This is a genomic window from Streptomyces gilvosporeus (genome assembly GCF_002082195.1).
Classification (GTDB): Bacteria; Actinomycetota; Actinomycetes; order Streptomycetales; family Streptomycetaceae; genus Streptomyces; species Streptomyces gilvosporeus.
In genome coordinates this window covers 2300776-2313809 of sequence record NZ_CP020569.1, presented here as the reverse complement: position 1 = coordinate 2313809, position 13034 = coordinate 2300776, and the positions used below count along the sequence as shown (strand labels likewise).

Sequence of the window (13034 nt, the reverse complement as noted above, 5' to 3'; positions counted from 1 at the left end):
ATGAATCAACGAATCAGCGAATCAACGGGACGGGCGGATGGCCGCGCGCAACACATGAAGCGCATGAAACGCATGAGTCGGATGAGGTGGATGGATGACCTGTTAGGTATGGCTAACCTAACAGGTCATCCATGCAGGGTGGCCAGCAATCGCTGCAAAGATCCGCCCAGCCCCCACCGGTCGGCGAGCGATTCCAGCCACTCCGGGTCGGCCGGTTCCGTGGGCAGTGCGTGGTCGGTGTCGGGGATCGGCGCATCGGTGGCCACCCGTACGACCTTGGGTGCGACCTCGATGTACGGACGCGCCTCCAGCAGGCGTTTGCGCTGGGCCGGGGTCAGCTTGGAGGCGGGGTTCTCGGCGGCGGCCATGATGCCGGCCAGGTCGCCGTAGGCGTCGAGCAGTTTGGCGGCGGTCTTCTCGCCGATGCCCGGGACGCCGGGCAGGCCGTCGCTGGGGTCGCCGCGCAGCAGGGCCAGATCGGCGTAGCCGGAGCCGTCCACCCCGTACTTCTCGCGCAGCAGCGCGGCGTCGGTGATCTGGAGGGTGCCGACCCCCTTGACCGGATACAGGATGCGGATGCCGCGGTCGTCGTCGATCAGCTGGAAGAGGTCGCGGTCGCCGGTGACGATGTCCACCGGGCCCCGCGCCCGCGCGGTCAGGGTGCCGATGATGTCGTCGGCCTCGTAGCCGGCGGCGCCGATCCGGGCGATGCCGAGCGCGTCCAGCACGTCCTCGATGACCGGGACCTGCGGGGAGAGGGTGTCGGGGATCTCCTCCTCATCGGGCTCGGCGGACCCGGCGGGGGCCTCCTCGGCGACCCGGTGCGCCTTGTACGAGGGAATCAGGTCGACCCGCCACTGGGGGCGCCAGTCGGCGTCCATGCAGGCGACCAGTTCGTCGGGGTGGTGGTCGTGGACGAGCCGGGCGATGAAGTCCAGCAGTCCGCGTACCGCGTTGACCGGAATGCCGTCCGGGGATTTGACCGATTCCGGTACCCCGAAATAGGCGCGGAAGTAGAGCGAGGCGGTATCGAGGAGCATCAGGCGTCGAGTCACACCTCGCATGATGCCGTATGCCCCTTACGTCGCACGGAGTCGCGGGGAGGTGAGACGGGGGTGATACGGAGGTGGTCCGGCGCACCGGGCTTGTTGCGCCACATGTTGCGCCAAATGTTGCGCCAAATGTTGCGCCACGTAAGGAACGGCAGGTGCGCGGCCGGCGGGGCCCTTGATACGCCCGCCCTCTGACGCCCCGCCGCCCTGATGGCGTATCGGCTCCACCTACCGGCCGCGCCCGCATCGCGCCGTGGCCCGTGCGGTGGTTCGCTCCCAGAGTGCCGGTCATCCGCGCGGCCGCCGGGCCGCGGCCGGCGGCCGCGAGGAGGCGACCGTGAACGCTGCCCGTACAGCCGCCGTCGCCGTGCTCGGTGCCCTGACCCTGGGACTGGGCGCGCCCGCCGCGGCGGCGCTGGTCGAACCGGACCCGATGGCGGCCGGACAGCGGGTGACGGTCACCGACGGTCGGCGGTGCCCGGCGGACCGGGGGGCCAGGGCGGACTCGACGCTGTTCGGGTCGGTGGTGCTGGAGCCGGCGGCGCGCGGGATGACCGCCGATACGACGGTCGCCCGCGGCGCGACGCCCGGCCACTACCGCGTCACCATCGCGTGCGGCGGATCCGGCGGCACGCGCTTCAGCGAGACCGTGACCGTACGGGACGGCCGCGCCGAGGGGGTCGACGCCAGCCAGGCGGCCGGCGGGCTGACCCTCCTGGCGCTGGCGGGCGGGGCGGCGTATCTGCTCCGCCGCAACACAACCGCCCGTTCCTGAGGCGGGAGTTGGCCGCGGGCGTACGGTGGGGGAATGACCCGAAGCGGCCCGACCCGGCGTGTGGTGTCCCTGGTGCCCTCCCTCACCGAGGCGGTGGCCACCGGTGCGCCCGAGCTGCTGGTGGGGGTCACCGACTGGTGCAGCCACCCGGCCGGCCTGGAGGCCGTCCGTATCGGCGGCACCAAGAACCCGGACACCGCGGCGATCGCCGCCCTCGCGCCCGACCTGGTGCTCGCCAACGAGGAGGAGAACCGCCCGGCCGACCTCGCCGCGCTGCGGGCCGCCGGGCTCCGGGTCCAGGTCACCGAGATCCGCACCCTCGACCAGGCGCTGCGCGAGCTGGAACGCGTACTGGTGCGCGGCTGCGGACTGCCGCGGCCCGACTGGCTGGACGTCGCCGGGGCCGCCTGGCGCGAGCTGCCCGCCGCACCGTGGGAGCGGACCGCGGTGGTGCCCGTCTGGCGGCGGCCCTGGATGGTGCTGGGCCGCGACACCTTCGCCGGGGATCTGCTCGCCCGGCTCGGCGTCCGCAATCTCTACGCCGGGCACGCCGACCGCTACCCCCGCATCCCCCTCGACGAACTCACCGCCCGCGGCGCCGACTTGGTGGTCCTGCCGGACGAGCCCTACCGCTTCACCGCCGAGGACGGGCCGGAGGCGTTCCCCGGGCTGCCCGCCGCACTGGTCAGCGGGCGCCATCTGACCTGGTACGGGCCGTCGTTGGTGGAGGCGCCGCAGGTGCTGGCGGCGGCGCTGGCCGCGGCCCGCTGATCAGCTCGCGGGCGGCGCCGGGGGCGCGAGCAGCCGGCCGTGCAGCAGGCCGCGCCCGGTGTGCGTGGCGGCCACCGCCACCGCGGTCACCAGGACGGCGAACAGTCCCACCGCCGCCCAGACGAACCCGGCGCTCCCGGTCTGCCGGGCCAGCCCCGCGGCGCCGGTGACACAGGTCCCGATCGGAAAGGTGAAGGCCCACCAGGTCATGGCGAAGCGCATCCCGTTGCGGAACGCCCGCACCACCATGCCCGCGGCGATGGCCAGCCACCACAGGGCGAAGCCCAGCACCGGCACGCCGTACAGGACGGCGACGGCGCTCATGGCGTGGGCGTAGGGGGCGGCGACGGTCCCGGCCGCGGCGTCGGCGAGGTTGTGCACGGCGGTGGTGGACTGGCCGAGCGGGCCGAGGACGAGGAACAGCGTCGGGGTCAGCGCGAGCGGCAGCGGGCCGTGGTGGAACAGCCGCGTCACCACGAGCGGCAGCACCGCCAGCGTCGCCAGCAGCGACATCCCGAACATCGCGGAGCAGACCAGCAGCATTGCCGTCCGGTCCGGTCCGGCCGGCAGATGAGCCACCAGGGCCGGGCCGGTCGCCGCCGCCACCATGGGCGCGACCAGCGGCAGCAGCCACACCGGCGAGGCGCTGCCGGCCTCGATGCGATGCTTGGTGATCATCAGATACGGGATCCCGGCGGCGGCCGTCAGCCCGATGCAGCTGCCCAGCGGCCACAACAGGGTGTCGGCGGCGAGCGCGGCCCCGGGACCGATGACGTCCCGGCCGACCGCGAGGGTGCCGGCGCCGACCGCGAGCAGCGCCATCGACAGGCACCCGTAGAACGGTGCCACCGCCGGGTCCAGCAGCTGGCGACGGGCGTGGTCGCCGTGCCGGACCCAGTGCACGGTCCGGGCCGCCAGCAGCGTCGTCAGCATCAGTGCCGACAGCGCCCAGACGAGGTCGTACGCCCCGCGCAGCCCGGGGAGGTGCAGCGGCAGGGCGGCCCCGGCGTTGGCGACGATCGCGGTGCCCATCACGACGGCGTACCAGTTGGGGCCGAGGTGGCGGAGCGAGGGGCCGGTGCCGCTGCCGGTGCCGGGCGCGGCGGGTGTGGCACGCGACGGTGCGTGCGTAAGGAGCGTCATGCCACGAGGGTCCTGCGCCGCGGCCGCCCCCACCAGGGACCTTGTGTCTATGGGGGCATAAACTGGGCTTATGAGCAGAGACCGGGCCGCCGACACCCAGGCCGCTGATGTCGTCCCGCTCGCGCACCGGGTCCCCGACCTCGGTGCGCTGGAGCTGCTGCTCGCCGTCGCCCGGCTCGGCAGCCTGGGGCGGGCCGCCCGCGCCATGGGCATCACCCAGCCCGCCGCCAGCAGCCGGATCCGCTCGATGGAACGGCAGCTGGGGGTGGCCCTGGTGGAGCGCTCCCCGCGCGGCTCCCGGCTCACGGACGCCGGGGTGCTGGTCACGGACTGGGCGCGGCAGGTGGTGGAGGCGGCCGAGGCGTTCGACGCGGGTGCGCAGGCGCTGCGCGGCCACCGCGACTCCCGGTTGCGGGTCGCCGCCAGCATGACGATCGCCGAGTATCTGCTGCCGGGCTGGCTGATCGCCCTGCGCGCCCGGCGCCCGGGAACCGCCGTCTCGCTGCTCGCAGGCAACTCGGGCGCGGCCGCCGAACGGCTGCTGGCGGGCGAGGCGGACCTCGGCTTCGTCGAGGGGCTGGACATCCCTGCCGGGCTGGACGGCACCGTCATCGGCCACGACCGGCTGATCGTGGTCGCCGCCCCCTCCCACCGCTGGACCCGGCGCCGCAGGGAACTGACCGCCGCCGAACTGGCCGCCACCCCGCTGGTCCTGCGCGAACGCGGTTCCGGCACCCGCCAGGTCCTTGACGCCGCCCTGGCCGGGCACGGCGGCCTGGCCGACCCGCTGCTGGAACTCGCCTCCACCACCGCGGTCAAGGCGGCCGTGGTCAGCGAGGCCGCCGCCCCCACGGTGATCAGCGAACTCGCCGTGCGGGAGGAGCTGGCGGCCCGCCGCCTGGTGGAGATTCCGGTGGCCGGTCTGCGCCTGGTCCGCGATCTGCGGGCCGTCTGGCCGGCCGGCCACCGTCCGGCGGGCCCGGCCCGCGACCTGCTGGGGCTTACGCGGGCCGCCTAGGGCGGGTCCCGGAGCGCAGCCCCAGGAGTGCCGACAGTGCGACGGCCGTCAGGGCGGCGGCCGGTACGCCGCTGCCGAACAGGGTGCGGGCCCAGCCCGGCAGGGGTGCGTACAACTGCGGGGCCAGGACGGGCAGCAGGCCCGCGAGCAGGGTGAGGGCGATGACCGTGGTGGTGGCGCGGTCGGCGGGTGCGGTGCGGCGGAGCATCTCGATGCCCGTCGCGGCGATCACGGCGTAGAGCACCAGGGCCGCGCCGCCGACCACCGGGGCGGGCAGGGCGGCCAGCAGCCGGGTGACGGGTGCGAGCAGTCCGCCGACGATGAGCAGGAGCCCGGCCCCGGCGGTCACGAACCGGCTGCGGACGCCGGTGAGTTGGACGATGCCGATGTTCTCCGCGCTGGTCACCATCATCGTCCCGCCGAGCAGTCCGGCGGCCAGCGAGGCGACGGCGTCCGCGCGGGCGGTGCGCGGGACATCGCGCGCCGGGTCGGGGCTACGGCCCACCGCCTCGCTGGTGAGCACCGTCTGGCCGGTCGCCTCGGCCAGTGAGGCGAGGGCGAAGACCATCAGGGGCAGCGCCGCGAGCAGATCCAGATGCGGGACGCCGTACGGGAACGGCCGCGGCAGCGCCAGCACCGCGTCGCCCGGGACGCCGTGGAAGGCCGCGCCGCCGGTGAGCGCGACCGTGACCGTCCCCGCCGCCATGCCGATCAGCACCGACAGCTGCCGCCACACCCCGCGCAGCAGCAGGAAACACAGGGCGGCCGCGGCGATGGTGACCAGCGCCGGTCCCCGCCCCGCGAGCGCCGCCGGCGCCGCGACATGGACCATGTTGATGCCGATGACCAGCACCGTCGTCCCCATCACCAGCGGCGGGAAGAACCGTACGAGCCGTCCGTACAGCGGCAGTACGGCCAGCAGCAGCGCGGCCGCGAGCAGGACGGATCCCGAGGCGGTGGCCGCGCCGTGTGCGCGGGCGGTCTCCAGGAAGAGGGCCACCGCCGCACCGCCCGGCAGCATCATGAACGGCAGCCGGGCACCGGTCCGCAGCACGCCGAAGGACTGGAGCAGCGCGCCCGCCCCGCACAGCACCAGGGTGGCGCTGAGCAGGGACGCCGTGCCGCCGGGGGACAGGTGCAGTCCGGCCGCGATCAGAAAGACCGAGGAGAGGGGCGACGCGATCATGGCGAGGACGTGCTGGGCGGCGAGCGGCAGCAGCCGCAGCACGGGGAGCCGTTCGTCCACGGCGGGCGGTCCGGGGGTGGTGGGCGCGGCGGGCGCGGCGGGCCGCGGGGGCGGGGTCATCGTTCACACCCGCCGCTTCAGCCACGGCAGTTGCTCGGCGTCGTAGCGGTAGGCGCGGAAGACGGCGTTGTTGAGCGACGGAAAGAGCGCCCCGACCTCGGGCTCGTGGTAGCTGCCGAACTGCGGGACGACATACTCCCAGCACACCAGCCCCTGCGCCGTCACCTCGAAGAGCCGCCCGGCGGGGGAGTCGGTGATCAGGGTGTTGCCGTTGGGCAGCCGCTGGGCGCTGCCCATGAAGGGCGCGAAGAACGCCTCGCGCGCCGGGTCGTGGTACTCCCACACCACCGTCCCCGACGGCCGTGCCACCTCGATGACCCGGGAGTACGGCACATCGCAGCCGGGCCGGAAGACGCCGTTGTCGAAGACGAGGAGGTTGCCGCCGGGCAGTTCGGTGGGGTGGTGCTGCTGGGAGACCAGCCCCGGCTCCGTACGCCACAGGATCTCCCCGCTCGCGCGGCTGATGACGACCACCGCGGAGACGCTGCGCAGGCTGGCCAGGATGTTGCCGTCGGCGAGCGGGAGGACGGAGTTGATCAGCGGCCAGTGTTCCCGGGAGTAGTGCGGATGCAGGGCGTACTCCGCGCGGTCCAGGTGGTCGGCGGCCCGCCAGGACCACAGCAGCCGGCCCTGCGCGTCGACCTCGCGGAGGGTGTCGGCGTAGACCGTGCCGCCGTCCGGCTCGGAGCCCGCCACGCCGCCGCGTACGGCCGCCGCGCGCTCGCCGGTGAGCGGCTCCAGCGCGCTGTAGAGGATCCGCCCGTCCCCGTAGTGGTGTGCGTCGTGGTGCTGGAGCGGATCGGTGAACTCCCGCAGTACGGTTCCCTCCGGGTCGATCTCCTGCATCAGCCCGCCGCGGTACTTGTGCCACATCGGGAACAGCGCGTCCTGGCCGGGGAGCGTGGCGTTGTAGGCGAGGTTGCCGTTGGGCAGGATGCGGGCGTGGCGTCCGGGGCGGTGCGGCAGCCGCCAGCGGTGCGCCACCTCGCCGCGCAGATCGATGAGCAGCACCTCGCCGCCGCCGGTCAGCGGTGCGTAGAGGGTGTAGCCGGGGTGGGCGGCCTGTTCGTCGAGGGCGATCAGGCCGGTGCCGCGGCGGCGGCGTGTGGTGTGATCGACTGCGGTCATGGTGATTCCCCTGGTCAAACGTCGTGTCGACTGATGCCGAGTGATGTCGAGCTTGAGTTCGTCAAACTTTGTTTGATGGGATCAAACAGCGTAGACGCTAGGGACGTCGTGTTGCAGGGCTGTGAACGCATCAATAAGCCCGTCGATGAGCCCATCGACAGGCCGGTGGCGGGCAAGGGGCTCGCGGGTGGGCAAGCGCAACGGAAGCGAAGGGGACGGCGATGAGCGAGGCGGCGGCGGAGACTCCGCGGGTCGGTGCCGGGGTGCGCAGGCGCCGCCGCGCCCTGGAGCTGACCCTGGCCGAACTGGCCCGCCGCACTGGCCTGTCCGTCCCCTTCCTCAGCCAGGTCGAGAACGACCGCGCCCGCCCCAGCATGCGCTCCCTCCAGAAGATCGCCGATGCGCTGGAGACCACCGCGGTGGCGCTGCTGGCCGCCGCGGACGGCCCCCGTACGGTCGACGTCGTCCGCGCCGACTCCGCGGCCGTCCCCGAGGACGGCGACCGGGGCCGGGTTCGCCCCCTGGTCCGCGGCCGGCAGCAGCTGCACGCGCTGGAGTTCACCGGCCGGCACGACTGGCAGCGCGAATTCCGGCACCCGCACGATGAGTTGATGTACGTCATCGAGGGCTTCGTGGAGGCCGAGGCCGAGGGCCACCGTCATCAGCTCGGACCGGGCGACACCTTCTACTGCTCCGGCGGCATCACCCACCGCTGGCGCTCTCTGGTGCCGGAGAGCCGGGTACTGCTGGTCGGCGTGGCGGACGATTTCCGGCCCTAGATACCCGCCCGCCGCGCCCGCCCGGGCATGTGGTGCGCGGATGCGGGAGCTGACGCACTCTGGTAGCAGCGGTTCCGGAGGTGATCGTCATGGTGAAGATGCAGACCGCTGTGGGATGGCATGTCGAGCTGGAATTCGAGGAGGACCATCACCGCACCCGGGCGGCCGCGCTGCTGCGGCTCCCCGACGGGAACGAGGTGCGCGCGCACGGCTATGCCAGCCGCCACCCCGCCGATTCGGACCAGCCCAGGGTCGGCGAGGAGGTCGCCGGGGCCCGGGCGCTCAACGAGATGGCGATGAAGCTGCTGACCAAGGCGCATGACGAGATCGACTCGGCATCGGGCCGGGCGTCGTATCCGCTCACGCACTGAGCGGGGATCGATCGCACCCCGGGGATCGCGCCGACCCCCGGCGGCCGGTCATGCCCCCGGGGCCGCCCCGCGCGCAGCCGCCACCAGCGCGTCCATGACACGCGGGTCGTCCCCGGCCTCCGGGTGCCACTGCACGGCCAGGGCGAAGCCGTCCGCGGCCGGGAGTTCCACCGCCTCGATGGTGCCGTCCGCCGCATAGGCCGAGGCCAGCAGCCCGCGCCCGAGCCGGTCCACCGCCTGGTGGTGGTAGGTCGGTACGGTGACCGGCTCCGGCAGGGCCCGGGCCAGCAGGGTGCCGGGGACCGGTTCGACGGGGTGGTGGTCGAAGACGCCGTCCGGGCCCGCATGGCCGTCGAGGTGCTGGACGAGGGTGCCGCCCAGCGCCACGTTCAGCAGCTGGAGCCCGCGGCAGATGCCCAGCAGCGGCACCCGGGCCGCCAACGCGGCCTCGATCAGGGCCAGTTCCCAGGCGTCCCGGTCCAGTGAGGGCGGGCCGGTGCGCGGATGCGGCTCGGCCCCGTAGCGCGCCGGCTGGACGTCCGCGCCGCCCGCGATCACCACCCCGTCCAGCCGGGCGACCACCGCGGCGGCGGTGTCCGGATCGCCGGGCGGCAGCAGCGCCGGCAGGCCGCCCGAGCGCTGGACGAGCCGGGGGTATCCGGCCGGTACCAGCGCGGCGGGCAGTGTCCAGACCCCCCACCGGGCCTCTTGCTGGTAGGTGCTGATGCCGATGAGGGGCTGGGACAACGGATCCTCCGGTGGGGTGCTGGTGTGTTCCGGCGCGCCTTGTCAGAATTTCCCGTCAGAATTCCAGTTCGTGCTCGATGGCGGCCAGCTCCTCCTGTGTGCCCTGGACCTTCGGGCCGGTGAACCACTCGCGGGCCGACACCAGCCACCAGACGCCGGCGAAGCCGAGGACCAGGAGGACGGCGAGCGGGGTGTAGTTGAACGTTTCTGCCGTGACCGGGCTGGTGGTCGGGAGCATGAAGAGGACGGAGATGACCACCGTCCAGCCGACGGCTATGACGCCGACGGGCTTGCTCCAGCGGCCGAGGTGCCAGGGGCCGCGCTGGAAGCGGTCGCCCTGGAGCAGGCGGAGGATGACCGGCAGGACGTAGGCGATGTAGAGCCCGATCACGGCGATCGAGGTGACGGCCGCGTACGCCGTGGCGTTCCACAGGTACGGCAGGCCCAGCACGAAGGCGCCGCCCGCGGCCAGCCACACCGCGTTGGTCGGGGTCTTCGTCCGCTTGTTGATGCGGTGCCACAGCTGCGAGCCGGGCAGTGCCCCGTCCCGCGAGAAGGCGTAGATCATGCGCGAGTTGGCGGTGACCGACGACATGCCGCAGAAGAACTGGGCGCCGATCGCGACCAGGAGGAGCAGCTTGCCGCCGGTGGCGCCCAGCGCGTCGATGAAGATCTGCGCCGGGGGCACACCGGTCTTGCTGGCCAGCGCGCCGTCGTAGTTCTGGATGGCGAAGGTGATGCCGACCAGCAGCACCCAGCCGGCGACCAGGGAGACCAGGATCGACATCACGATGCCGCGCGGGCCGGCCTTGGCCGCGTCGACCGTCTCCTCGGTCATATGCGCCGAGGCGTCGTAGCCGGTGAAGGTGTACTGCGCGAGCAGCAGCCCCAGCAGCCCGACGTAGAGACCGGAGTGCCAGCCGGTGTTGTTGGTGAAGTGGGTGAGGACGAAGGAGGCCGACTGGTGCTTTGCGGGCACCACGACCAGGGCGCCCACGATGACCAGCACGCCGAAGACGTGCCACCACACGCTGACGTTGCTGAGGAAGGAGGCCAGCTTCACACCGAGGGTGTTGAGCAGACCGTGGGCCAGCAGCACGATGCCGAACAGCATGATCGTGTGCACCGGGGTGGCGGCGAAGCCGAACTGGAGGTCCAGCAGCGCGTTCATGAAGGACGCGGCGCCGAAGTCGACGCCCGCGGTCACCGCGACCTGGCCGAGGAAGTTGAACCAGCCGGTGAACCAGGACCACGCCGGGCCGTGCGAGGGGGCCAGCTTCGCCGCCCAGTAGTACAGGCCACCCGCCGTCGGGTAGCTGGAACAGACCTCGGCCATGGCCATGCCCACGAACAGCGTCATGAGGCCGACCAGCGGCCAGCCCCAGGTGATCATGGCGGGCCCGCCGGTGTTCATGCCGAAGCCGTACAGCGTCAGACAGCCGGAGAGGACCGAGATGATCGTGAACGAGACGGCGAAGTTCGAGAACGCCGACATCGAGCGCGCCAGCTCCTGGGCGTATCCGAGCTCGTGGAGGCGCTGTTCGTCGCTGGACAGCTCCGCGGGTTGATGTTCCTGCTCTGGGTTCGTCGCGTGCTCGTTGATGGACACCACGCCTCCGAGGGCTCGATGATCCGCGGCAGGTACGGCCGTCGGCGAACCGCTACCAGCCCCGCAAAAAAGGTATGAGCCGATACCTTTGTCTTCGGGTCGGCCGAGCGCAAGACCCCGGCGGGAAAATCTCGTAACAGGAGGGTTTCGCGCAGCTCACGAGTCCGGCAAGCCTTACGAAAGGAACCCGCGCAGCAGCGCCGCCGTCCCGCAGCAGTGCTCCCGCATCACCTCGCGCGCCCCGTCCGCATCGCCGTCCAGCACGGCCTCCACCAGCGCGGCGTGCTGGGTCTGGGAGTGCTCCAGATTGCGTACCAGCAGCGGGATGCAGTCCAGCAGGTCGTTCACGTTCGCCCGTACGGCCGCGTACTGGGCGGCCAGCGACGGGGAGCCGGACAGCTCGGCAAGGGTGAGGTGGAGCAGGGTGTCGCGCCGGCGGTAGTCCGCCAGCGGGGCCTCCTGGGTCGCCGCCAGCGCCGCGCGCAGCCGGCCGGCCCCCTCGTCCGACAGCCCGTGGGCGGCGCACAGCCCGGCCGCGCCCACCTCCAGGACCTCCCGGAAGCGCAGGGTGTCCTCGACGTCGATCTTCTCGATGCGGCGGCGCAGCTCGGCCTCGCCCGGATTCTCCGTACGGACGCGGACGAAGGTGCCGCCGTAGCGCCCGCGCCGGCTCTCCACCAGGCCCTCGTCCTGGAGGACCTTGAGCACCTCGCGCAGGGTGACCCGGCTGATGTGCAGCCGCTCGGCCAACTCCCGCTCCGCGGGCAGCCGTTCGCCCGGCCCCACCAGTCCCAGCCGGACGATCTGGAGTATCTGCTCCAGTGCCTCCTCGAAACCGTTGCCCGCCCGCACCGGTCGCAGCACCGGCGTCAGCCGGTCGGATGTCCCGTCCACCGTCACCCCTTCCCAATCAATGGTTCGTGTGCCTACCTTATGACCTCCGGATGCAGTGACAGGAGGCAATCCCGTGGCAGACCGCACGCCCCCGCTCTCCGTCGAGGAGCTCAGAGCCCTCGTCGACACCGGGGAGATCGACACTGTCGTCCTCGCCTTCACCGATATGCAAGGCAGGCTCCAGGGCAAGCGGTTCGCCGCCCGCTATTTCCTCGACACCGTTCTCGACCACGGCACGGAGGGCTGCAACTACCTCCTCGCCGTCGACGTCGACCTCAACACCGTCGACGGCTACCAGATGTCCTCCTGGGAGCGCGGCTACGGCGACTTCGCCATGCACGGCGACACCGGCACCCTGCGCCGCACCCCGTGGAACCCCGGCACCGCCCTGATCACCGCCGACCTCGCCTGGCACGACGGCTCCCCGGTCGTCGCCTCGCCCCGCCAGATCCTGCGCCGCCAGCTCGACCGGCTCGCGGAACACGGCTGGTCCGCGTACGCCGGCACCGAGCTGGAATTCATGCTCTTCAAGGACTCCTACGAATCCGCCTGGTCGCGCGGCTACCGCGAGATGACCCCGGCCAACCAGTGGAACGGCGACTACTCCGTCCTCGGCACCGGCCGCGTCGAGCCCGTCCTGCGGCGCATCCGCAACGAGATGGGCGCGGCCGGGATGACCGTCGAGTCCGCCAAGGGCGAGTGCAACCTCGGCCAGCACGAGATCGTTTTCGTCTACGACGACGCCCTGACCACCTGCGACCAGCACTCGATCTACAAAACCGGCGCCAAGGAAATCGCCGCCCAGGAGGGCATGGCGCTCACCTTCATGGCGAAGTACGACGAGCGCGAGGGCAACTCCTGTCACATCCACCTCTCGCTGCAGGACGAGCAGGGCCGCCCGGTCCTGGCCGATGACGCCGGTCCGTACGGCATGTCGCAGGTCATGCGGCACTTCCTCGCCGGGCAGATCGCCGCGATGCGCGACTTCACGCTCTTCTACGCCCCCAACATCAACTCCTACAAGCGCTTCCGCCCCGGCTCCTTCGCCCCCACCGCCGTCGCCTGGGGCCCGGACAACCGCACCTGCGCGCTGCGGGTCGTCGGCCACGGCCGCGCCCACCGCCTGGAGAACCGCCTGCCCGGCGGCGATGTGAACCCCTACCTGGCGGTCGCCGCGATGGTCGCCGCCGGGCTGTACGGCATAGAGAACGAGCTGGAGCTGCCCGAGGCGACCACCGGCAACGCCTACGCGGGCGACGCCGCGCACGTGCCCACCACGCTGCGCGAGGCCGCCGAGCTGTGGGAGGCCAGCCCGATCGCCCGCGCCGCCTTCGGTGACGAGGTCGTCGCGCACTACCGCCACATGGCCCGCGTCGAGCAGGACGCCTACGACGCCGCGGTCACGGACTGGGAGCGCTTCCGCTCCTTCGAGCGCATGTAA

At 72.5% G+C, this 13034-nt stretch carries 13 protein-coding genes; 6 read left to right on the top strand and 7 right to left on the bottom strand.

Going from position 1 to position 13034, the window contains the following annotated elements; translation table 11 throughout:
• Positions 1-125: 125 nt before the first annotated feature.
• Complete coding sequence (locus B1H19_RS10090; RefSeq protein WP_083104274.1) at positions 126-1040, bottom strand: 5'-3' exonuclease; 915 nt, start codon at positions 1038-1040, stop codon at positions 126-128.
• 349 nt (positions 1041-1389) lie between these two features.
• Here B1H19_RS10090 and B1H19_RS10085 point away from each other — a divergent pair, with 349 nt between their 5' ends.
• On the top strand, positions 1390-1827 hold the full coding sequence (locus tag B1H19_RS10085) for a hypothetical protein (RefSeq protein ID WP_083104273.1): 438 nt from the start codon (positions 1390-1392) through the stop codon (positions 1825-1827).
• 33 nt (positions 1828-1860) lie between these two features.
• On the top strand, positions 1861-2598 hold the full coding sequence (locus tag B1H19_RS10080; RefSeq protein ID WP_083104272.1) for a helical backbone metal receptor: 738 nt from the start codon (positions 1861-1863) through the stop codon (positions 2596-2598).
• On the opposite strand, the gene B1H19_RS10075 is transcribed toward B1H19_RS10080, so the two are convergent.
• Positions 2599-3741 carry a TDT family transporter gene (locus B1H19_RS10075; protein ID WP_083104271.1) on the bottom strand — a complete coding sequence of 381 codons (1143 nt, stop codon included), beginning with the start codon at positions 3739-3741 and terminating at the stop codon, positions 2599-2601.
• Positions 3742-3811: 70 nt separating this feature from the next.
• On the opposite strand from B1H19_RS10075, the gene B1H19_RS10070 reads away from it, so the two are divergent.
• Complete coding sequence (locus B1H19_RS10070; protein WP_083104270.1) at positions 3812-4759, top strand: LysR family transcriptional regulator; 948 nt, start codon at positions 3812-3814, stop codon at positions 4757-4759.
• Here the strand turns inward: B1H19_RS10070 and B1H19_RS10065 are convergent.
• Together B1H19_RS10065 and B1H19_RS10060 are read right to left on the bottom strand one after the other, a co-directional pair.
• The gene (locus tag B1H19_RS10065) at positions 4743-6065 is read right to left on the bottom strand and encodes a solute carrier family 23 protein (RefSeq protein WP_083104269.1); all 1323 of its coding nucleotides are present in this window, start codon (positions 6063-6065) and stop codon (positions 4743-4745) included. The two genes, B1H19_RS10070 and B1H19_RS10065, sit on opposite strands and share 17 nt — an antisense overlap.
• A gap of 3 nt (positions 6066-6068) precedes the next feature.
• Positions 6069-7193, bottom strand: a complete 1125-nt coding sequence (locus B1H19_RS10060) for an aryl-sulfate sulfotransferase (RefSeq protein WP_083104268.1) — start codon at positions 7191-7193, stop codon at positions 6069-6071.
• Between the two features lie 221 nt (positions 7194-7414).
• Here B1H19_RS10060 and B1H19_RS10055 point away from each other — a divergent pair, with 221 nt between their 5' ends.
• Positions 7415-7972 carry a helix-turn-helix domain-containing protein gene (locus B1H19_RS10055; protein ID WP_083104267.1) on the top strand — a complete coding sequence of 186 codons (558 nt, stop codon included), beginning with the start codon at positions 7415-7417 and terminating at the stop codon, positions 7970-7972.
• Positions 7973-8061: 89 nt separating this feature from the next.
• Positions 8062-8343 (top strand): DUF1876 domain-containing protein, encoded by a 282-nt coding sequence (locus B1H19_RS10050; RefSeq protein WP_083109525.1) that lies wholly within the window; start codon positions 8062-8064, stop codon positions 8341-8343.
• Between the two features lie 48 nt (positions 8344-8391).
• On the opposite strand, the gene B1H19_RS10045 is transcribed toward B1H19_RS10050, so the two are convergent.
• The 3 genes from B1H19_RS10045 to B1H19_RS10035 form a co-directional block, all read right to left on the bottom strand.
• Positions 8392-9090, bottom strand: a complete 699-nt coding sequence (locus B1H19_RS10045; protein WP_083104266.1) for a gamma-glutamyl-gamma-aminobutyrate hydrolase family protein — start codon at positions 9088-9090, stop codon at positions 8392-8394.
• Between the two features lie 55 nt (positions 9091-9145).
• On the bottom strand, positions 9146-10585 hold the full coding sequence (locus B1H19_RS10040) for an amino acid permease (protein WP_418361510.1): 1440 nt from the start codon (positions 10583-10585) through the stop codon (positions 9146-9148).
• 288 nt (positions 10586-10873) lie between these two features.
• On the bottom strand, positions 10874-11593 hold the full coding sequence (locus tag B1H19_RS10035) for a FadR/GntR family transcriptional regulator (RefSeq protein WP_083109523.1): 720 nt from the start codon (positions 11591-11593) through the stop codon (positions 10874-10876).
• Positions 11594-11666: 73 nt separating this feature from the next.
• Between B1H19_RS10035 and B1H19_RS10030 the strand changes: the two genes are divergently transcribed.
• Entirely contained in the window at positions 11667-13034 is a 1368-nt protein-coding gene (locus tag B1H19_RS10030; protein WP_083104265.1) for a glutamine synthetase family protein, read from the top strand.

Coding starts and splice junctions, on each gene's coding strand:
- B1H19_RS10090 (WP_083104274.1), bottom strand. CDS start 1,040: ATGCTCCTCGATACCGCCTCGCTCTACTTCCGCGCCTATTTCGGGGTA.
- B1H19_RS10080 (WP_083104272.1), top strand. CDS start 1,861: ATGACCCGAAGCGGCCCGACCCGGCGTGTGGTGTCCCTGGTGCCCTCC.
- B1H19_RS10075 (WP_083104271.1), bottom strand. CDS start 3,741: ATGACGCTCCTTACGCACGCACCGTCGCGTGCCACACCCGCCGCGCCC.
- B1H19_RS10070 (WP_083104270.1), top strand. CDS start 3,812: ATGAGCAGAGACCGGGCCGCCGACACCCAGGCCGCTGATGTCGTCCCG.
- B1H19_RS10065 (WP_083104269.1), bottom strand. CDS start 6,065: ATGACCCCGCCCCCGCGGCCCGCCGCGCCCGCCGCGCCCACCACCCCC.
- B1H19_RS10060 (WP_083104268.1), bottom strand. CDS start 7,193: ATGACCGCAGTCGATCACACCACACGCCGCCGCCGCGGCACCGGCCTG.
- B1H19_RS10055 (WP_083104267.1), top strand. CDS start 7,415: ATGAGCGAGGCGGCGGCGGAGACTCCGCGGGTCGGTGCCGGGGTGCGC.
- B1H19_RS10050 (WP_083109525.1), top strand. CDS start 8,062: ATGGTGAAGATGCAGACCGCTGTGGGATGGCATGTCGAGCTGGAATTC.
- B1H19_RS10040 (WP_418361510.1), bottom strand. CDS start 10,585: ATGTCGGCGTTCTCGAACTTCGCCGTCTCGTTCACGATCATCTCGGTC.